We start from the raw sequence: 18,414 nt of genomic DNA on the forward strand, positions 1-18,414 counted from the left end.
GGAATCGGCCTTGTCGCACTGGGGCATGTCGTGAAACCGACGCAATGAACCGGCAGAGGCAAGACGACGAGCTCAGGTGGAGAGGAGCTTGCGGCTTCGTGCCAGGAGGCTTGCGGCTGTCTGGAGTAGCATGCTGAACTGCGTCGGGAGCCGTTCGTGCAGTTGGAACAGGCAGTCCACTTCCGCGGCCATCTGAATCTGCCGAAGCCAAGCCCCGACTACCTCTTGCCTTCGTGGCGGTGAGTCAAGGCCCGAGAGCTCAGCGCAGCAGCCTTCCACTCGGCCTGCCTGTCGTACTCACCTCTGGGGATATAGCAACCGGATCAGGCCAGTGTCAGGCGCGTCAGGTTGCCGCGTTGCCTGGTTTCATGTGCCAGTAGGTTCGTTCGCGCGTGTCGAGAATCGACAGCAGCGGTGCATCGATCCCCAGGCGCACTGCTGTTTGGTGAATGGCTTCGCGCAGATAGGGGCGGACTACGGGGGTGGCGATAATGTCAGCGAACTGTGAAATAACCGGCGGGGAAACGCTCACACGCTCCGGTGTTCGGAAGACGGCTGCGACGTCTGCGATCAAGCGGCCTTGCGCTGTGATCACCAGGGCTCGAAGTCGAATGTAGATCGTGTCGCCTTCCAGGCGCTGCATGAGCTCGATCTCCGCGGTGTCGTCGTCTGGTGTGACGTCGTCACGGCAGACAGTGCTGCCGCTTGTGAAGCCATCAAGTCGTCGTCCGGAGACCTCGTAGTACACGATGTCTACGAGCTCAGCCTTGTCTCGTAGCTCGTCGACGGACGTCAGGGCGTGGGCCACTCTGGTGCTCATGCTGCAGTCCGCCTGCCTGCCACCGCAACGGCCTCTTCTTTGTGAGCCACGGCCTTCCAGCCGGCGTCCGAGGGCTGATCGTCGGCAACAGTCGCTGCAACTTTCACGCAGAGGCCTACCGCCCGGGCATAGCGCATCACTGTGCTGAGGCGTGGGTCGCCGCCCAGACGTTCAAAGTCGGACACTGCCGACTGAGTGGTCTCCATCACGGCTGCGACCTGTTTCTGCGAGATCTTCTTGCTCCTGCGATGCCGCACCAGTGTCTCGATAAGCCGCATGACCCGTTCGGTGTCGTCGAGCGCGTCACCTGTGCGGGTGTCAGCCAGATCGATCCCTAGCAAGTCAGCGAGGTACTCATCCACGGTGGCCCCCTTCCCCTGTTTGCCGAGTATCGCTCACAACCGATATCACTTCAACGTGTCAGGTCGTTGATCGTCACGTTTTGCACGGTTTTGCCACTCACATAGACGCTTGCGGGCAGTCTCGATATCGGTTGGATCAGTTGCGATGCCCTGAGTGGACTTCTTGTTCACGAACTTCACAGCAAGCAGCAGGGCGATGTTGGAGCCCTGAACCTCACCGTAGAAGAGTCGGAAGATGCGCTCGCCGCAGTCAAGGCGCAGCTCCAGGAGTCCGTCCCGTAGATCCTTGCGGTCCTTGGCGAGGAGCGCTCCTTCCTGAGCTCGCTGCATCAGTTTTCCCAGCTTGATCGTTTCGGCTCGCGTCAGCCGGCACTTGCCCATTTCCTTGCGTACAACGTCCGCCCCCACGGCTGTCTGGTAGAACTCCCAGCGCTTCGTCACCTGCCCGCTCCCCCTCCCTGTGAGCAACAGGGCGTATCTTCTGAAGTCAAACTGTCGCAGACAGTAACCGCGGAGCCTGATAGTTATCTGGTCTGACGAGCACCATGCGTGGAGTCCTCGGCGGCAGGTTTTGCCTGTTCAGCCTGCTGAGACCTTGCATAGAGCGAGCTGAGGGTGAGCTTGCAGTCCATGGGACCTGCGGAGCACGATCACTCAAATGGGTGAGCCCGAGCTGGGCTGAGATCGGCTGCTGGATCAGCGGCAGGACACCTGCCGGCCCTCTGCGCACAGGTTGGAACCGCCGAAGTCACTTCTTTCAGGGGACCCTGGAAACACCTGGCACACCCCGACGGCCTCGTTGCTCTCCGCGTAGGTGCGCAATCGGTTTGCTGACTGGCAGGCGTCCTGCTGGGAAGACGAAGCGGAGCGCGACGGGGGCGAACTCGCCGATCTGCAGGTGGAGCAGGCCACTTCAGCCTGTTACCCGGCGCCCTATGGTCTGCCGCCGTTGCGCACCCTCAACGACATGCTCACCCTCATGATCGCTGCCGGGATCGTGCATGAGATTCCGGATATGGACGGTGTGCGCCTACCCGTTGCCGGACGCCGAACGTCATGCCGTACGCGCTGAACCCGCCGTGCTGCGCAGGCTCCGCCTCACTGCTGAACAGCGGCAACAACACCAGCTGGTCCCGGTGAAGATGGAGAGGTTGTCGGAGTGCCTGCCATGGTTCGGCCTGGCGTGACCGTGCAGCGGCTTGGAGATCATCCCGGGTGGTCTGTGGGACGTCGAGTCCAGGTTGCGGCAGCGTTGTAGGTCAAGTCGCAGCAGCAAGCAGTCGCCCGCCCCACCGGATGCCCTTCTTGCTGCGGACACGGGCGCGCTCACGGCGCTGAGCAGCAAGGACGATGGGGTGGCGGGCGTTGGCGTTGCGCCAGCGCAGGTAGGCGTGGAGGGCCCGCGTCTGGGCGGTGTGCCCACGCACTGGCACTGCACCGCGCCCGGGCCGAACGTGCGCAGCGGGTCGACACGGTGAGCGACGCGCCACAGGCTCCGTCGGTCCGGCGTACGGCTTGAACGACGGTATGCCGGAGGGGACGCTGCGGTGAACCAGCTGCGGGCGGACGGGTTCGACGTCCACGACGAGGATGTCGCCCGCCTCTCGCCGTTCGTGCGGCAGCACATCAACATGCTGGGCCGCTACTCCTTCCAGCTCCCCGACCTGCCCGGCGGCCTGCGGCCCCTGCGCGACAAGCACGCCACCGACAAATGACCCGGGGCTCACAGGGCGGGCCGGGGGCCGTCACCCCCGCGACATCAGTTCTACTTCAAATTTACAGTATGTAACTGATCCAATACTCCTTGTGTTCAGTCGTGAAATGCACGACGCCGGGAACCGAGGAGAGAACCCCATGCGACACGCGTTCACCAAGGCGGCCGGCCTGGCCGCCGTCAGCCTGCTGGCCTTCGCCACGGCACAGCCCGCCCAGGCCGGCACCCTCAGCAGCCAGCCCGGCCACGCCGCCGCCGAGAGCGCCGCGTACTTCGTGATGACCGACATCACGCGGGAGCAGTTCGTCATCAAGCTGACCAAGCCCGGCGACATCGAGCACGCCCGGGAACTCGTCAACGGGAGACCACCGACCGTCCCCACGTGTTCACGCGGATTATGAAGCGGCAGGCCCCCTACAACCCGCGCTGGAGCTACCACAACAACCCCGACACCACGGAATTCTTCGACCAGGCCATCGAAGTCTGTGACGCGACCATCCCGTACGTCGAAGACCACCTCGACGAAGCCGGCGGCGCCTTCCTGCCCGGCCTGGTCTGGTGCGACTGGTCCTCGCGCCTCATCAGGGAACTCCCCGCCCCGTAGGTGACCAACCAGGCCGGTCGGCGCCGTACCTTCACGACGCCACGACCCACGCAGGGCCGCTCGGGCCGACCGTTCGCGGTCGGCCCGAGTGCATGTGCCCGATGGTCCCCGCCCGATCAGACATTCAGCGGGTCGCACCGCCAGGCGCGAGCAGACCGGTCACCTCGGCAATCGCCTCCGGCGACGGCTTGAAGTACCGCTTCACGTTCTCCGGCTTATGGTGCCGGGACTTGGCCATGAGCATCAGCAGCGACACGCCCTGTTCACCGAGGTGGGTCAGGCCGGAGTGCCGCCACTCATGCAGGTCCTAGCCCGTTCCGGGCGCCCCGCCGATGGCAGTGTGCTGGTCTGGAACACGTCGGCCGCCGACCGGACGGCCAGTGCCTTCCCGGACCGGAGCTGGACGACGGCGGGCACCGCTTCCCCCTTGCCGCAGATAACGGGGTCGCTTCGCGCAGCGGTTCGGCGACGTCGCCGCAGGCGCCCTTGACCGGCCGGCACGGCCCGCACACTCCGCGAGCGGGCAGCCCCGGCCGGAAACACGCTCGCCGCTCGTTGAAGCTCCCCACTCCGTTGAACGGCGGACCGAGTGAGGCGACGAGCGACCCTGGTCGATTCAGAGATCCCCATCAGAGGTGGTGCTGGCCCGTCGCTGTCCCCGGTAGCGGCGGGGCCAGACCCCCACGTCGCGCGCGGCTGGAACGTGTCGTGTCGCGCCACTCGCGGTCGGGTACGTCTTCGACAACTGGCTGTCGGGCGGGGGAGGTTGCCGGGTGGGGAAGGCGAGCCGGGACAAACGTGAGCGCAGCAGGGACAAGGCCGGGCAGTGGACTCCTGTTGGCGCGGCACGGGAGGCGCTTCGCCTGCGGGAGCGGACGCACCTGTCTCTGGTCAGTAATCCGTGGGTGCAGATGATGCTCGCCGACAACGTGAGCAATGTTCTTGGTGACCTGCGCAGAATGCTGTTCCACAGCGATCTCACGGACATGGCCGCTGGCCGGCCTGAGGACGCGGTGTGGGATGCGGCGCTGTCGATGACGCTGGGCAAGCAGGGGTACCGGCCGCCGTGGCCCCGGAAGCCGGCAGAGGCTGCCGCGTGGGAGATTCGGCAGATCAAGAAGATGCTGCAGCAGGCTGAGGTCCTCGTGATCTCCCCGGCCGCGCACGCAGCGGTCATGGCCGCGGCCGCCACTCTTGAGCCGGCCGACGTGAGCACCCTCGACCGTGACCAGGACATCCTCGTGCCCACCGGATTACTGGTGCTGCCCGAGCCGGTCGTGGTCGTCAACCGCACCGGCACGCTGTCAGACACCAGGGCGTTCGGCTGGCAGTTCGTCACCCAGCACCAGGTCTTTCCCACCGCCCAGTACCCCGGTGTACAGGTGACGACCTTCATGGACCGTGACGGACCGGTGCAGCCGACTGGATGGCGTCAGGCGGTCGCCAGGGCCCGAGCAGCGGGCAGCCCGTTGCCGCCGTTGATGCCAGACGGCATGTACGGGATGCGCGGCGACGCATGCCTGGCGGATGAGAGCACCGAGATGCTCGCGGACTTGTCCCAACGCTTTCGCCAACTCCAGGAAGCCATCAACCAGGCGTCCGAGTGGCGTGCCGAACCGGTCCCCGAGACTGGGGAATGGGGCGGCGGCCAGGTGGAGGACCTCTATGACGACTTCGTGGGCCGCTACATGTTCGCCTTCTGGCGGCTGAACGCCCAGGGCGTCACTGCCGTCGGCTCGTCGGGCGCTGTATCCCAGCCGCGCACGGCCGATGGCGACGACGGCTCTGCGCCGCTGGACCCTGACGTGAGGGTCATCCGGCTCGCTGCACCCTCGCCCCGCCCGTCGGATGCGGCCGGGGACACGAAGCGGGTGTACCACCACCGGTGGCCGGTGCGGATGCACAAAGTTCGGCAGTGGTATCCCAGCCGTCAGGAACACCGGGTGATCTGGCGCGGCCCGTACATCAAGGGGCCCGCCGAGGCACCGCTGATGATGGGCGAGAAGGCGTACCTCGTGGATTCGTAGCTGCGCCCTGACGGCCCGCGCCGGTGATCAACGCGTGAAAGCCCCGGCTGGACGGGGGAGACCAGCCGGGGCCGTGGGTGGGCCGTCGGCCCTCCCGTGGGGAGGGCCGGGAGGGGCGGCGCGGCCCCGCCAGGTGGCAGTGCACGGGCGGGACCAGGGGCGGGGGCCTCCGCCTGGGGGGCAAGAGGATCACCGCGGTCACAGCATGGCACTGGATTCGGCCAGGCGACAGGGTTGTGATGGGAATCCGCCGCATGACGGGTACGGGTACGTACCCGTATCCTCGGAGGGTGGGAAGGAGTACGCCAATGCCCGATGCCAACGTCCGTATCCCTGAGGAAGCCAAGGACCGGCTGGCCGCCATAGCGGCCGCGGAGGGGCTGTCGCTGCGCGCGTATCTCGCCCGTCTCGCTGAGACGCTGCTGACTCCGGCCGAGCGGGCAGAGCGGGCCGAGAAAGCTCTGGCCGCGTTGACGGAGTGGAACGGCTACGCCCCGACCGCCGCTGAGGAGCGGGACCTGGACAGCGAGCTGGACCGGCGCCTGGCCCGGGCGGCTGGCCAGTGAGCGACGCCATGCACATCGTCCTGGACGACACCGCGATGGCCGCGGCAGGCCAGGGCAACATCCTCGCCTCCCGCCTGATCCACCGCGCTCACGCCGAACCGGGCTGGTTCCTGTACGCCCCGGCCTGCGCGTTAGTGGAAGCCGACCGCGCGCGGCCCGGCACGGCCGAGCATCTGGCTTCCCTTCCTGGCATCACCGTCCTGGACCTGGACCTGGCCGCCGCCCTGGCTCTCGCACGGCAGGAGACCTGGGCCGCGGCACACAGTCAGTACGCGGCGCAGCCCACCCCGGACCGCCCGGACGGCGCGATCATCGCCACCACCGCCCCGCACCAGTGGGCCGGCGAACCGGTCCGGGTGCTGGACCTCACGCCCTGAGCACAGCAGCAGGCGACTGCGGCGCTGCCGGATCCCGGCAGCGCCGCAGTGCCTACCGGACGGTGTCCCACCCGGCGCGCGTCTGGCGGCCGGTGTCACCCGGTGGGCTTGCCTTCCCCGCCTTGGCGCTGTCCGGACCGGTGTCGGCGTCTACGGTCGGCGAACCTGTACGGCACACGCTGGGGGAGTGGGATGAGGAGTTGGGAGAGGGCGCTGTCGGTGCTGGAGGCGCTGCGTGAGCGCGGTCAGGCGGCCGGGCACGGCTGGACACTGGACACGGAGCTCCTTCCGCCGCACCAGCAGCACGTGAACGCCCTGGAGAGTCAGAGCCTGGTGGAGCTTGCCGGCCGGGAGGACCGCGCGGAGCTGTCGGCTCTGGAGGGGCGGCCCGTGCGGTGGGCGGCCCGCCTGACGCCCTACGGCCACGACACCCTCGCCTACGGCCAGTCCCGCCCCCGCGCCGAGCCCCCGCCCGGTGAGGCGGCCCCGGACCGGCAGCTGGTGGAGCTGATTCCCTCGCAGATGGCGGCGCTGCGCGTGTTCGTTGGTCTCGCCGGTCGGCTCCGTGTGCCGCCGGCCGAAGGGTTGGCGGAGCAGGTCCGTTCGGCCTCGTGTGATCACGGGATCAAGCGGTGGCGGCTGTATCTGACGCAGGAGCAGATGGAGTCGGTGGCGTACGGGTTGTGGCTGCACCGGATGACGGGCTCCGCTGCGGAGGCCAACCGCTTCGCCCGCGAGTACGGCGTCGAGCACAGCCCGGCACGGGCCTCGGACAACCCGTCGACGGGCGGAGCGGCCGCGCGGGGCCGTACGGAGGGCAGCGGGTGAGGGTGACGGTCATGGGCACGGCCTCCTGCAGACCCCTGGCCGCTCGCGCCGCGCTCCTGGGACAGAGCTGCTGGGCTCCCGCGCCACATGGGCGCGGCCGGTCCCCTCTGGATCCCATGATGCGGCGCGGTCTACGGCCTCACTGGAGGTCAGCCGATGCCGGTGACCTGGAGCGCGGTGGTCCAGTTGTTCTTGATGGCGCTGCGGGCGGCGGACAGGGTGATGGTGCCGTTGCAGACGGCGTTCTTCAGTTTCGTCTCGGTGCCGTCTTTGGTGGAGGCGGTCTTCGTGCCGTAGTGCGGCTCGGGCCACAGGTTGCCGGGGTCGCGGGGCGCACCGCCGAGCTCCAGCGGCACGAGGTGGTCCTCCTCGTAGTCCGACATGTTGGTGTCGGAGTACCCGTAGTCGATGATGCCCTGCGCCTTGAGCGGGTTGGTGTAGGACGTGGGGGGCCGGACGGTGGCGGTCCAGCCGGACACGCAGATGGTGCTGTGGATGTTCGACTGGGTGACGTCGGGGTTGTACGAGCCGGGCGTGCAGGACGAGTCGGGCAGCGGCAGGTAGGACTGGGAACAGGCGGAGGCGTGCGCGGTGCCGCTCACCGCGATGATGAGGCCGGCGGCGGCCATGCCGAGGGCGGTGGTGGTGGCGGTGACGCGGCGCAGAGGTCGCATGTGGGGTCTCCCGTCTCGGCCTGGAGATCGTGTTCCAGGCGGCTGACGGAATGACAGCACCCGCCCGATCTATGCGGGTAGACGCAAGCGGTGAACATCTGGTGACCTGCACCTTCTCCATACCAGGGCATGGGCGAGCCTTGCCCAAAGCCGCAGTTTCGCTTGGGACTTGAGCCGAACGGGCTGCGCGGTGGCGCACCCCGCATTCTGTCGCGCTTCTTGGCGCGGGCCCCGGCCCGGTGTGCCGATGCGCCGGCCGGGCAGTATGTGCCCAGCCATTGCCTGCTCGTGAGGGGTCGCCATGCACTCCAGCTCCCGTGCCGCGTCATCCGTGCTGTTCGCCGCGGTATTCCTGGCGGGCTGCTCACCGGCCGCAACGGGCGGATCTGCCGCGTCGCCGGCCGGGACTTCGGCCACGAAGCCTCCGGGTACGGACGCGCGCGGCGGCCCGCAGGGGGCGATCGCGGTCGGGGCCGGCCCGCAGACCACCTACACCGTCCAGAAGCAGCCCCCGGCGGGCAGTTGCCACTTCCGGTACGAGAAGGGGGAGCCGCTGGAGGACCCGGCGTGCACACCGGGTGCGATCTCTCCGGCGGTCACCCAGGCGAACCTGAAGTCCACGATCTGCCGCAAGGGCGGCTACACCTCCGGCATCCGGCCGTCCACCTCCGTCACCGGCAAGGAGAAAGCGCTCAACGCCGCCTCCTACGGCTACAAGGGCCGCATGGGCGATGCCGAGTACGACCACTTGATCAGCCTGCAGTTGGGCGGCGACCCGAACGATCCCCGGAATCTGTGGATCGAGCCGCCGGACCCGGGCCACAAGGCGGGCGGCGGGGTCAACAACGCGAAGGACCCGGTGGAGACGAAACTGCACACCGCCGTCTGCGCCGGCAAGGTCACCCTCACGGCCGCGCAGAAGGCCATCGTCACCGACTGGACCACGGCCCTCAGCAGCCTCGGCCTCGGGTGAAAGCGCGGCGGCCGGAGGGAAATGCCCTGTCGGGGGCAGCCCCTGACGGTCCTTCGGCGGTTGTGCACAGGTGAGCCCCGGCTGGAGGGGACCAGCCGGGGCCGCAGGTGGTGGCGTGCGGAGGGCGGTCGCCTCTCGGCGGAAGGCTCCATGGGGCTTCAGCCGGACGATCGTCCCCATGGGCTGTAGGTGAGGCCCGGGGACACTGTCCCCTCCGCTAGCCACATGTAGATGAACGGTGAACTTCCCCTGCTTGTTCCGGTGTTGACGCTGCGGTCCGTGTGAGGTGAGGCACGCGCCGCAGGTGTCATCGCAGTGAGCCCAGGTGCTCGCGCCGCGCGGTGACCAGGGCCCGCCAGCGGCTGCGGGTGGCTGGTTCGCCGTCGATCCACTGTGCTGGCGACGGGTCATCGAGGGGCAGGCTGGCCATGAAGTGGGCGATGTCGACGAAGTAGGCGTGATCTTCGTCGGACGTCTGTTCTCGTAGCCGGGTGAGGGTGGCGTTCAGTGCGATGTGGTCGTCGAGGACGGCGTGGTGGAAGGCGCCGGCCAGCTCGATCGCGGGTGTCAGCGAGGCGAGGCCCGCGATATCGAGTTCGGTGCGCAGCGTGGCGATCTGGTCGTCGACACTGTCGCTGCCGGCATCGCGGATGAGTTCGGCCCGGCGGACGTTGATGGTGGTGGCGCGCAGATTGAGGCCGGCCAGGAGCTGGTGGGCGAGGTCGATTTCCGCGGTGGCCTGGTCGGGGGCGCAGAGGGCGATGGCAAATGCGCGCAGGGCCTGATTGTGGGCGGCCTCGCCGGCCTTGCCGTGCTGTTCGGCTTCGGTGCGTCCGGCGAGGTAGGCCGCGGCGGCACGCTCTGGTTGGCCTTGAAGCCAGTACAGGTCGCCCATCACGCGTTGGTGGCGGCCTTCCCAGCCGAGATTCTGGGCGGCGGCGAGGGCGGTGGGGAAGTCGCCGGCCAGGCGTGCGGCGTGGGCCAGGCCGCGGCGGGCGGCCGGAGCGAGGCGGCCGCCCTGGTCGGCGACCTGTTGGTAGTCGCGGCGGGATTGGGCGGCTAGGCCGGTGTCACGCAGGGACTTGGCCCGGTAGTAGAGCGCCATCTCCTGCAGGTCGGCGGGCAGCAGGTCGGCGTCGAGGAGGGCGGTGAGTCGGCTGACGGTGCGAGCGCGGTGCTCGTGCTGGCGGCGGGTGAGGGTGCTGAGGAGTTCCACGAGGGCGTCGGCGGGCGTGCCGGGCGCCGGGGCACCGGCGGCGGGTGGGGTGACCGGCTCCCAGATGGAATCGCCGACGTAGGTCCAGGCGGCGTCGGTGAGCCAGTCGAGGTCGAGGTTGTGGTCCCGGGCGATGGCGAGGCCCTGGCGCAGGCAGCCCACGAGGAGCCGGCGGTCGCGGCTGGTGCCGGCGGTCCACTGCTCGCCCAGCGCGGTGAGGGTCCGCTGGGCGGCCTGGTGCCAGTCGCGCGGAGACCAGCGGTCGTCGGCGTGATCGTCGGCGTCCCGGAAGGTGGAGCGGATCAGCCCATGCAGGTGGTAAGGCCACAGGCCGAAGGGGTCCTGCCGGACGAAAGGGCGTTCGATCAGGCGCAGTGCCGGCGCCTCGTGGGTCAGGCCGGCGGCTCGCGCGGCGAGCGGCAGGTCGAAGGCGTCGAGCAAGGACACAGAGCGCAGTACGTGCCGCTCGGGCGCGGTGAGGTCGGAGAGGGTGCGGGCGATCAGGGCGGGGAAGTCGTGGTCGAAGTCGGCCGGGGCGGGGTTACGGCCGGTGCGGCGGATTTCGAGGAACCGCATCACCGACAGGTCGAGGTAGAGCGGCAGGCCGTGGGAGCGGCCGGTGATGACCTGGCGGATCTCCTCGCTGATAAGCGGTTCGCTGTCGCGGGTGAGCCGGCGGGCGAGGTGGTCGTCACAGTCCTCGGGGGAGAAGTCGCCGATGAGGACCTGCCGCGCGTGGCCGTGGGGCGGCCGGGCGGCGCGGGCTGCCGGGACGGCTGCGGGGAGGGCCAGATGCGGCCAGGCGGCCGGGCCGGTGTAGTCGAGCTGCCCCTGTAGGGCAGTATCCGCCCACTGCAGGCGCGAGCGGCCGGTGATGACGAAGAAGCAGTGCGGCATGAGCCACACGACCCGCTGGATGAGGCGCTCCAGGTCGCGGTGCGTACGGTCGCCGACGTCCTCGAAGGTGTCCAGCAGGATTACCGGCATGACGCGCTTGTCTGCCGGGAGTTGGGCGAGCTCCCACGCAAGCAGGTGCGGGTAGAAGCTCAGCGCCTCTAGGTCCGGGTCGGCCTCCAGCAGATCCGCCAGCCGCGCGCACCCAGCGAGTGCCCGCACGGTCTGCCGGCGCTCGCGCAGCGCCCTCGTGAGGGAGCCGGCCAGCGCACCGGCCGCCGTACCGACGGTGCCCGGCAGGAGGAGCGCCTGGGCGACGTCCGCGAGAGCGGACTGCATCTGCTGCGGCATCGCCTTGCCGAACCGGCCCGCGAGGCCACCGCGGCGCAGGTACTCCTCCAACGGTTCACCGGGGTGCTGGGTCTCCCAGTAACGGCGAAGGGCGATGTCGAAGGCGGGCAGCGGGCGGCCCAGTTCGGCCAGCGCCGCGCGGATCGTGAGGACGACGTCCTCGAAGGACGTTCCGGCGGAGCGAGCCAGGTCGATGCGTACAGGCAGGATCCGCCGTCCGGACCAGGCGGGCTCACCCCACTGGGCAGGCCGCTGATCGGCCCCGGCGAGCGCGGCCTCCAGCTTGCGGGACAAGGTCGTCTTGCCGATTCCCCCGACGCCGTGGAAGACCATCACGTTATGGCGCGGGCACTCCAGGTCCTCGACATCGAACGCGGACTCGGTGATCAGTCGCAGATGCTCGGACAGTGCGGCCGCGACCAGCTCCCACTGCAGCTGCCGGTTCGTGAACGCCTCTACGGCCTCCAGGCCCCGGTCGTTCGTGCTGAACAGTGCCCGCAGATCCCGGCCTGCCACGTCCACCCCCGAAAGATGATCACTTGAGAGCCCAACCTATGCCCGCTGCACGCCCCTTGGGGAGGCCGCCCGCTCTCACTGCCGCGTCAATGGAGTGATCCAGGCCGTTTCTTTGGAGCACCGTGCCGGGTGCGCTTTCGGGCTGGGCTGAGCGTGTGAGATCAGCTGTTCGTGCGGTGTGGTGGTTTCGCCTCGGCATGGAAGGCATTCGAGGGTGTGCGTGCTCGACAGGCCAACACCCGTTCGAACAAGGGAACCCACATGCCACAACTGCCTCCCATCGGCGCGGAGATCCCGTGCAGCATGCTCGCCATCAACAGCCCCCTGCAGATAGGGAAGTCACTGGTCACCGTGGACTTCAGGGGCGGCATCAAGCATCGCATCGACGTCAACCCCAACGACCCGGTCAACAGCGTGCGCATGAGGACGGTCGGCTTCAAAATCAGCGCCGACCTGCCCGGCGAGAACGGGGACAGCGGGCGCATCACGATCGAGCAGAACGATGTGGACGTCGACGCGAGGAGTCTGCTGCGGGTGATTCAGAGCTTCCCGCCGAAGTTCGAGCACATCATGGTCCTGGACTTCACCATGGTCATCGAGCAACCGGGGAACGGCGCTGAGCCGCTGGTCCTGAGGACGAAGGCCCCGGCGAAGCTCATCGGCACGCCCACCCAGTTCCCGCCGAAGGGCGACCTGTACCAACTGCAGAATCCGGTCGATCTGATCGACCTGGAGAACCCTGACACCGTGGTCGCGACGATCCAGAAGCTCCCGGTCAAGATCGGCGGCCTCTGAGCAGCATCGCCCTGCCGAATCCGGCTGATCTGTAACAAGGGTTCTGGCGCGGGGACTGCGGGCGTGTGACCGTCGCGGGCCCGGAGGACAATGGCGACTCGCATTCATGATCAAGATCGAGGGGGTTGCCGTGTCCGGCGCACCAGATGAGCGCGATTTCTCCGGCCTGGAGGGAGGCGACGGCCCGCAGGCCGTCGACGATGTCCGGGTGGTGGTGGCCTGGTACACCGAGCAGATCACCGGCGAGCGCCGGGCTCCGCTGCCGGACGACGACCGGATCGCGGAGCTGACGGCGCAGCGGAAGGCGGCGTACGCGGACCTGAGGCGGCTGGAGGAGGCCGGTCCGCAGGAGAGGGAGCGGCAGGCCACCCTCTATGCCGCGCGGCTGAGGGAACTGGAGTCGCAGTCGGGGCGCGGCACGGGCAGCAGCCGCACGGCCTGCGTGGCGATCCGGGACAGCTGCATGCGGGCGGGCATCAGCGGGCGGGCCAGAGCGGCGATGGCGTCCAGTTCGGCGCGGTGTTCGGGCAGGGCCCGCCGCAGTCCCTGGTGCAGCCGCACGAACCGGACGGCTTCCTGGTCGGTGTAGGGGCGCAGGCGTTCCGCGGCGAGTGCCCATGAGGCCCGGCCGGGCGCGGCGGGATGTTCCTGGCGCAGCACGGCCTGGCCGCCGCGGCGGCGGATCACGGTGACCGCCGAAATCGCAGGATGGGCTTCGGCCGCCGTTACGGCGCTGGCGATGCCCTGGTAGCAGCGGTCGTGTCCGGTCCGGGAGGTGAACCGCCCGGGCACCTGGGACTGAAGATTGCGGGCGTAGCGCAGTGCGGTGGCCATCCGGCTGTCCGTGGCGCGTACGGCCAGCACGACCGCTTCCACCGCGTAGCCCGCCTGGAAGAACGGCAGCGCGCTGCCGAAGAGTTCGTCCGCGCTGCCCGGGGCGGCCTCGATGACCACGTCCCCGCGCCGGTCCCGCACGAACTGCTCGGCCTGGGCGAAACAGGCTCGGTAGTCGGCGCGGATGGCGGCGCCGGCGCCGCGCGGGTCCTGGCGCAGCAGCTGCCGGTAGTCCGGGTGGGAGGCCTTGAAGTCGTCGCCGGTCAGGCGGCTCGTGCCGGGCCGCATCGCCCGGCGTACCAGGCCCGCCGCCTCGGTCTTGCCCGCGCCGGGCTGCCCGATGACGCACACGGCACGGGGAACGTCCCGCGCCGTGATGCCTTCCAGCACCGTCGGCACGATCAGCTCGTCGAAGATCCACCGGTGCTCGTCGAGTGACAGCCGGTGGTAGGCGACGCCGGGCGGCGTCGTGGTGGGCTGGGCGGTGCGGCGGACCGGCTCGGACCAGGCGGCTGCGCGCTCGCTGTCGCGCTGCACCGCCAGGCGCCGGTCCTCACCGGCCAGTTCGGTGTGCACACGCCGGTCGGTACGGGCCAGCTCGCGGCGGAAGGCGGCGGTCTCGGGCGCGGTCCACGGCCGCGCCCGCACCACCCGGTCCGCGGCCGGACGGTGCCGCCAGCTGCCGTCGGGGGCGAGCTCGTTGGCATACAGAACGGTCCCGTCGCGCCGCAGGACGGTGACGCGGTCGGCGAGCTGCTCGGCCTCGATGACGGCCAGCGTGGCCAGCAGGCCCTGCGCGCACGTGTCGTGGTTCTCCCACGACACGTACCGGCCCCTGCCCTTTGCTATCGGCCCTTGGCTGCCAATCGTCATGGGCGTCCTGGATCTGACGGGCATTGCCCTCGTCCTCAGCATGCTGATCTGCGGCTTTGTGCCTTCCTTGCTGTTGGGGGGCTCCTCGGGCGTGCCCGTGCCTGGCGGCTGCTGGCAGCGTGCGGCGCTGTGGGGTCGTGCCTTTTGGATTGCCGACTTCACGATCATGAGCGATCCCAATGTCCATACGGATGGCGCGGTGGTAGTCGCTGCCGTGGGATTTGTGATCTTGGTGATCATCATCGCCCCTCTCATGGCGGGCGCAGTTGCAGGTCGGATCTGCAGTCGTTCCAGCGCAACTCAATGAGTCCTGGACTGCTGGGACATCGGGGAGCAGGAGGCCGGACTCGACCGGCTCGGTGCCGACCTTCTGGAGTACCAGGTTCCGATCGTCGACGTGGTCTACCGCGACCGCAGCGTCGAGGGTCCGGTCAGCGATCGCCTCGGCGTTCAGCCCGTCGCGGAGGGCTTGGGCAGCCAGTGTTCCGGCCCACTCCAGGCCGGCGTCCAGCGTCAGACCCGGCCCTTCGACCACACCGGCGGTGACCATGACCAGTGCGGTGCCCTCCTCCAGTGTGAAGGTCTCCTCGCGGTAGTCGGCGCCTGACAGGACTCCCAGCACCGGACCGCCCGGCAGCTCACGGATGTCACTGCTGCCGTCCTCGCGTACACAGAGCAACGGCACATGGCCCGCGCTAGTGCTCGGCGAGTTCTGGAATCGACGGCTATGCCGCCGGGCCGACGTATGACTCGGCAGCGTGCCATTGAACTGCCGCACGGTTAAGGGGTGTGCTAGTTCCGTAACCCGCCGCGCGGATCGCTGTGAACCAGCTCGAGCATGTCCCGCACCTCTCTTCCGGTCGTGGCAGGAAACAGAACAGGTCTGACATCCGGCCCAACTGTCGGGCACCGAGCCGAGCCATGCCTGGCGCTGCGGCCAACAGGCCGGTCTCCTCAAGTGCTCCGGACTGCCCCTGAGCGACCGAAGCGACTCATGGCCGGAGTCTTCGTCGCAGAGGGCGGTCGCGAGCCCTTTATGGGCCGCTCAGTCGCTTCAGTCGCTTGGGTCGCTGCAGGGTCGGACGAAGGCAGCGACTGAAGGCGCAGCTACCCAGCGACTGTTCGGTCGCTGCTCGTCTGATGTACGAATGCGCAGGTCAAGGCAGTGATCAAGAGTTCACAGCGACCGAAGCGACTCAAGGTCGGGGTATATGAAGACGTTCCTGTGTGCGCGTGTGCGTTACATATAGGGAGTTTCAGTCGCTTCAGTCGCTGTTCTGAGTCTTGTGTAGTGTCTGACCTGCAGTTTTCTGTGAGCTGGAGCGGCAGCGACTGAATGTCTCTGGGTCGCTGCCTTCTGTGCTGGGTCGCTCCCGGTGCCTGCCGGTCGCATCATCGACACGGCCTCGGGGTTCATTCGCACGTGCTCCACGTCCTCACGGGCCACGTTCGCTAGGCTGTGTCCGTCGTTGAGTCGCTTCGGTCGCTGATAGGGGGTGCGCATGCATGCTGACCTGCGCATTTCTGGCAGCGACTCACGGCAGCCCGCCTCTGAGTCTTCAGTCGCTGCCTCCTTGGCCACTGCTAGCTGGTGCGCGCGCCGTGGCTGGCCCGTGCACCCCCTGGCCGCCGGCCGCAAGACCCCGGCCGCCAACTGCACCCAGTGCCGCACGTCTCCGCACCCGCCCGCTGAGTGCCCGTGCCTGCCCGCAGGCCGCTGGTGCCACGGGTTCCACGCCGCCACCCTCGACCAGCGCCATATCACCCAGTGGTGGGGCGCCCACCCGGAGTTCGGCGTCGGCATCGCCTGCGGCCCGGCCGGCCTGGTCGTCATCGACATCGACGCCCACCTCACCCAGCCGCCCACCCGGGACCGGATCCTGCCCGGTATCCCGATCGGCGACGACATCGACCTCACCGGCCTGGCCAATGGCTTCCACACCCTCGCCGTCCTGGCAGCTCTTCGCGGCCAGCGCAGCCCCGCGGAAGATGACACCACGCTGCGCGTCCGTACCCCCTCAGGCGGCCTGCACGTCTGGTACCGGGCAGCGGACAACCGGCGCTGGCGCTGCTCCGCAGGCTCCAGCCAGGGCACCGCGCTGGCCTGGCAGGTCGACGTCCGCGCGCACGGCGGCTACATCATCGCCCCCGGTACCACCATCCGTGACGGCACCTACGTCCCGCTCGACAGCGTCCGCGAGCCGGCCGCCCTGCCCGCCTGGCTTGCCCAGGAACTCGAGCGCACCGGTCACCTGCCCGCCCCGAGCATCCCCGCCCCCCGACCGGTCCCACCACGGGCCCAGCAGGCTGTGCTCGCCGCGGGCGGCGGCCGCGACCGCATCCAGCGCATGCTCGCCTCCGTCCTCGCCCCCATCGAGGCCTGCGGCCACGTCACCGAAGGCGCAGGGTTCTCCGACACCCTCAACCGCGCCGCCTACACCCTCGGCGGCCTCGTCGCCGCAGGCCGCCTTACCGAGGAAGAAGCCGAGCTCGCCCTCACCCAGGCCGCGGCCGCCGCCCGCCCGGGCCAGGAGCGCCGCGCAGCCCAGATCATCCGCAGCGGCATGACCGCAGGCCGCCAACACCCCCTCCACACGCGAAGGGGCCCGCGATGACGTCACACCGCAACGAGACCGAGGCCCTCTTCGAGTTCGACCCCGAAGCCGTCGCCGCCCAGATCCGCAACCAGGCACGCCCCGCACCAACCACCACCGTTGCTCTGCCAACCCAGGCCGACGCCTCCCGCGCGGCCGCCGGAGAAGCAACCGCTGCCGGGCTCCTGCCCGACACCCTCACCGACCGCGGCAACGCCAAGCTCTTCGTCAAGCTGTATGCCAACGACTACCGGCACGTGCCCGGGATGGGCTGGTACCGGTGGGACACCACCCGCTGGCAGATCGACGAGGACGACACCGTGCTCTGGGCAGCCGGTGACCTCGCCGAGGCCATCGCCGTCCACGACCCCCGTGGCGTGCTCACGGCCCAGGCCCTGCAGTCGCATCGCCGCCGCGCGCTGTCCACCACGGGCATGAACGCGATGCTCGCCCAGGCCAAGTCCGCCCCCGGCATGGTTCTCAACGCCGCTCTCCTGGACGCCGACCCGTACGCCCTGTGCACCCCCGACGGGATCGTCGACCTGCGCACCGGCCTGGTCAAAGTCCCCGACCCCAACAAGGACTTCCACTCCCGCTCCACGGCCGTCGGTCCGCAGAGCATGGCCATCCCGCGCTGGGAGCGGTTTTTGAGCGATACCTTCGGCGCCGACGCCGAAGACCGGCAGATGATCGCCTATCTGCAGCTGTTGCTGGGCTACTCCGTCACCGGCGACGTCGGCGGCCAGGTTCTGCCCTTCCTCTTCGGCTCCGGCAAGAACGGCAAATCCGTCCTCCTGGACGTCCTGATGAAGCTCCTGGGCGACTACGCGGACGCGGCCCCGCCCGGCTTCCTGATGGCCCGCCCCTACGAGGGCCACCCCACAGACCTGGCCGAACTCCACGGCCGGCGCGTCATCGTCTGCTCCGAGGTCAAACCGGGGGACAAGTTCGACGAAGGCCGCGTCAAGCTGCTGACCGGCGGCGACCGCATCAAGGCCCGCCGCATGCGGCAGGACTTCTTCGGCTTCAACCCCACCCACAAACTATGGCTGCTGGGCAACCACCGCCCCGAAGTCGGCACCGGCGGCTTCGCGTTCTGGCGCCGCATGCGGCTGATCCCGTTCGAACGGGTCGTCCCCGACCACCGCAAGATCGACAACCTGGCAGACATCCTCGTCACCGAGGAAGGCCCCGGCATCCTCACCTGGCTCGTCGACGGCGCCCGCCGCTACCTGGCCGGCGCCCGCGATCTGACCGGCCCCGAACGCGTCCGGATCGCCACCAGCGCCTACGCGGAGACCGAGGACCACACCGGCCGCTTCTACGACGAGTGCTGCCGCCTCGACACCGAACTGCGCGCGGAACAGACGGCGCTCTACGCCGTCTACCGGGCCTG

Annotated in this window: 20 protein-coding genes and 2 pseudogenes; 13 read left to right on the plus strand and 9 right to left on the minus strand. The window is 69.0% G+C overall.

All coding sequences use genetic code 11. From position 1 onward, the window contains the following. Positions 1-343 precede the first annotated feature (343 nt). The 3 genes from ACFVWD_RS48795 to ACFVWD_RS48805 are packed head-to-tail and all read right to left on the minus strand — an operon-like array spanning position 344 to position 1,623. Positions 344-820, minus strand: coding sequence for a hypothetical protein (locus ACFVWD_RS48795; RefSeq protein WP_389604893.1), 477 nt, complete (start codon positions 818-820; stop codon positions 344-346). Then, complete coding sequence (locus tag ACFVWD_RS48800; protein WP_389604895.1) at positions 817-1,182, minus strand: helix-turn-helix domain-containing protein; 366 nt, start codon at positions 1,180-1,182, stop codon at positions 817-819. The genes ACFVWD_RS48795 and ACFVWD_RS48800 overlap by 4 nt, the downstream gene beginning before the upstream one ends. Positions 1,183-1,227: 45 nt before the next feature. Beyond that, positions 1,228-1,623: a type II toxin-antitoxin system RelE/ParE family toxin gene (locus tag ACFVWD_RS48805; RefSeq protein ID WP_389604897.1), complete on the minus strand. Its 396-nt coding sequence runs from the start codon at positions 1,621-1,623 to the stop codon at positions 1,228-1,230. 373 nt (positions 1,624-1,996) lie between these two features. On the opposite strand from ACFVWD_RS48805, the gene ACFVWD_RS48810 reads away from it, so the two are divergent. Further along, positions 1,997-2,254, plus strand: a complete 258-nt coding sequence (locus ACFVWD_RS48810; protein ID WP_389604899.1) for a hypothetical protein — start codon at positions 1,997-1,999, stop codon at positions 2,252-2,254. A 187-nt stretch (positions 2,255-2,441) separates the two neighbouring features. Here the strand turns inward: ACFVWD_RS48810 and ACFVWD_RS48815 are convergent, their stop codons facing one another. Continuing rightward, on the minus strand, positions 2,442-2,609 hold the full coding sequence (locus ACFVWD_RS48815) for a hypothetical protein (RefSeq protein WP_389604921.1): 168 nt from the start codon (positions 2,607-2,609) through the stop codon (positions 2,442-2,444). A 111-nt stretch (positions 2,610-2,720) separates the two neighbouring features. On the opposite strand from ACFVWD_RS48815, the pseudogene ACFVWD_RS48820 reads away from it, so the two are divergent. From ACFVWD_RS48820 to ACFVWD_RS48830, 3 genes and pseudogenes are all read left to right on the plus strand, one after another. Then, positions 2,721-2,897: pseudogene (locus ACFVWD_RS48820) on the plus strand (Tn3 family transposase); the annotation flags it as partial. 139 nt (positions 2,898-3,036) lie between these two features. Beyond that, the gene (locus tag ACFVWD_RS48825) at positions 3,037-3,297 is read left to right on the plus strand and encodes a hypothetical protein (RefSeq protein WP_389604901.1); all 261 of its coding nucleotides are present in this window, start codon (positions 3,037-3,039) and stop codon (positions 3,295-3,297) included. Further along, positions 3,279-3,500 (plus strand): hypothetical protein, encoded by a 222-nt coding sequence (locus tag ACFVWD_RS48830; protein WP_389604902.1) that lies wholly within the window; start codon positions 3,279-3,281, stop codon positions 3,498-3,500. Before ACFVWD_RS48825 ends, ACFVWD_RS48830 begins: the two co-directional genes overlap by 19 nt. Before the next feature lie 124 nt (positions 3,501-3,624). On the opposite strand, the gene ACFVWD_RS48835 is transcribed toward ACFVWD_RS48830, so the two are convergent. Beyond that, a complete protein-coding gene (locus ACFVWD_RS48835) occupies positions 3,625-3,756 on the minus strand; it encodes a hypothetical protein (protein ID WP_389604904.1) in 132 nt (43 codons plus the stop codon). Between the two features lie 655 nt (positions 3,757-4,411). Between ACFVWD_RS48835 and ACFVWD_RS48840 the strand changes: the two genes are divergently transcribed. The 4 genes from ACFVWD_RS48840 to ACFVWD_RS48855 all read left to right on the plus strand — a co-directional run bounded on the left by ACFVWD_RS48840 (position 4,412) and on the right by ACFVWD_RS48855 (position 7,298). Beyond that, positions 4,412-5,527 carry a hypothetical protein gene (locus ACFVWD_RS48840; RefSeq protein WP_389604905.1) on the plus strand — a complete coding sequence of 372 codons (1,116 nt, stop codon included), beginning with the start codon at positions 4,412-4,414 and terminating at the stop codon, positions 5,525-5,527. A 308-nt stretch (positions 5,528-5,835) separates the two neighbouring features. Next, positions 5,836-6,093: a hypothetical protein gene (locus ACFVWD_RS48845; RefSeq protein WP_355319598.1), complete on the plus strand. Its 258-nt coding sequence runs from the start codon at positions 5,836-5,838 to the stop codon at positions 6,091-6,093. A gap of 8 nt (positions 6,094-6,101) precedes the next feature. After that, positions 6,102-6,470, plus strand: a complete 369-nt coding sequence (locus tag ACFVWD_RS48850) for a hypothetical protein (RefSeq protein WP_355319596.1) — start codon at positions 6,102-6,104, stop codon at positions 6,468-6,470. 192 nt (positions 6,471-6,662) lie between these two features. Next, positions 6,663-7,298, plus strand: a complete 636-nt coding sequence (locus ACFVWD_RS48855) for a DUF6417 family protein (RefSeq protein ID WP_389604907.1) — start codon at positions 6,663-6,665, stop codon at positions 7,296-7,298. 149 nt (positions 7,299-7,447) lie between these two features. Here the strand turns inward: ACFVWD_RS48855 and ACFVWD_RS48860 are convergent, their stop codons facing one another. Then, complete coding sequence (locus tag ACFVWD_RS48860; protein WP_389604909.1) at positions 7,448-7,972, minus strand: hypothetical protein; 525 nt, start codon at positions 7,970-7,972, stop codon at positions 7,448-7,450. 301 nt (positions 7,973-8,273) lie between these two features. Here ACFVWD_RS48860 and ACFVWD_RS48865 point away from each other — a divergent pair, with 301 nt between their 5' ends. After that, positions 8,274-8,945 carry a hypothetical protein gene (locus tag ACFVWD_RS48865; protein ID WP_389604910.1) on the plus strand — a complete coding sequence of 224 codons (672 nt, stop codon included), beginning with the start codon at positions 8,274-8,276 and terminating at the stop codon, positions 8,943-8,945. Between the two features lie 307 nt (positions 8,946-9,252). On the opposite strand, the gene ACFVWD_RS48870 is transcribed toward ACFVWD_RS48865, so the two are convergent. Beyond that, a complete protein-coding gene (locus ACFVWD_RS48870; RefSeq protein WP_389604920.1) occupies positions 9,253-11,922 on the minus strand; it encodes an ATP/GTP-binding protein in 2,670 nt (889 codons plus the stop codon). Between the two features lie 261 nt (positions 11,923-12,183). Between ACFVWD_RS48870 and ACFVWD_RS48875 the strand changes: the two genes are divergently transcribed. Beyond that, complete coding sequence (locus ACFVWD_RS48875; protein ID WP_389604911.1) at positions 12,184-12,717, plus strand: hypothetical protein; 534 nt, start codon at positions 12,184-12,186, stop codon at positions 12,715-12,717. A gap of 372 nt (positions 12,718-13,089) precedes the next feature. Here the strand turns inward: ACFVWD_RS48875 and ACFVWD_RS48880 are convergent, their stop codons facing one another. Then, the gene (locus tag ACFVWD_RS48880) at positions 13,090-14,376 is read right to left on the minus strand and encodes a zeta toxin family protein (RefSeq protein WP_389604913.1); all 1,287 of its coding nucleotides are present in this window, start codon (positions 14,374-14,376) and stop codon (positions 13,090-13,092) included. Between the two features lie 46 nt (positions 14,377-14,422). Between ACFVWD_RS48880 and ACFVWD_RS48885 the strand changes: the two genes are divergently transcribed. After that, positions 14,423-14,731 carry a hypothetical protein gene (locus ACFVWD_RS48885; RefSeq protein WP_389604923.1) on the plus strand — a complete coding sequence of 103 codons (309 nt, stop codon included), beginning with the start codon at positions 14,423-14,425 and terminating at the stop codon, positions 14,729-14,731. A gap of 93 nt (positions 14,732-14,824) precedes the next feature. Here ACFVWD_RS48885 and ACFVWD_RS48890 read toward each other — a convergent pair. Next, positions 14,825-15,334: pseudogene (locus tag ACFVWD_RS48890) on the minus strand (SpoIIE family protein phosphatase); the annotation flags it as partial. Positions 15,335-15,926: 592 nt separating this feature from the next. On the opposite strand from ACFVWD_RS48890, the gene ACFVWD_RS48895 reads away from it, so the two are divergent. Then, positions 15,927-17,039, plus strand: a complete 1,113-nt coding sequence (locus ACFVWD_RS48895; RefSeq protein WP_389604915.1) for a bifunctional DNA primase/polymerase — start codon at positions 15,927-15,929, stop codon at positions 17,037-17,039. After that, positions 17,036-18,414: phage/plasmid primase, P4 family (locus ACFVWD_RS48900; RefSeq protein WP_389604917.1), on the plus strand; the 1,379-nt coding region annotated here is incomplete at its 3' end. The genes ACFVWD_RS48895 and ACFVWD_RS48900, both read left to right, overlap by 4 nt.

It is taken from the genome of Streptomyces sp. NPDC058086, from assembly GCF_042885015.1.
In the GTDB taxonomy this organism is placed as follows: Bacteria; Actinomycetota; Actinomycetes; order Streptomycetales; family Streptomycetaceae; genus Streptomyces.

Bases quoted from the DNA above. Each gene is read 5' to 3' on its own strand.
- ACFVWD_RS48855 (WP_389604907.1), top strand. From the start codon at position 6,663: ATGAGGAGTTGGGAGAGGGCGCTGTCGGTGCTGGAGGCGCTGCGTGAG.
- ACFVWD_RS48860 (WP_389604909.1), bottom strand. From the start codon at position 7,972: ATGCGACCTCTGCGCCGCGTCACCGCCACCACCACCGCCCTCGGCATG.
- ACFVWD_RS48845 (WP_355319598.1), top strand. From the start codon at position 5,836: ATGCCCGATGCCAACGTCCGTATCCCTGAGGAAGCCAAGGACCGGCTG.
- ACFVWD_RS48850 (WP_355319596.1), top strand. From the start codon at position 6,102: ATGCACATCGTCCTGGACGACACCGCGATGGCCGCGGCAGGCCAGGGC.
- ACFVWD_RS48895 (WP_389604915.1), top strand. From the start codon at position 15,927: ATGCATGCTGACCTGCGCATTTCTGGCAGCGACTCACGGCAGCCCGCC.
- ACFVWD_RS48875 (WP_389604911.1), top strand. From the start codon at position 12,184: ATGCCACAACTGCCTCCCATCGGCGCGGAGATCCCGTGCAGCATGCTC.
- ACFVWD_RS48825 (WP_389604901.1), top strand. From the start codon at position 3,037: ATGCGACACGCGTTCACCAAGGCGGCCGGCCTGGCCGCCGTCAGCCTG.
- ACFVWD_RS48885 (WP_389604923.1), top strand. From the start codon at position 14,423: ATGGGCGTCCTGGATCTGACGGGCATTGCCCTCGTCCTCAGCATGCTG.
- ACFVWD_RS48795 (WP_389604893.1), bottom strand. From the start codon at position 820: ATGAGCACCAGAGTGGCCCACGCCCTGACGTCCGTCGACGAGCTACGA.
- ACFVWD_RS48840 (WP_389604905.1), top strand. From the start codon at position 4,412: ATGATGCTCGCCGACAACGTGAGCAATGTTCTTGGTGACCTGCGCAGA.
- ACFVWD_RS48865 (WP_389604910.1), top strand. From the start codon at position 8,274: ATGCACTCCAGCTCCCGTGCCGCGTCATCCGTGCTGTTCGCCGCGGTA.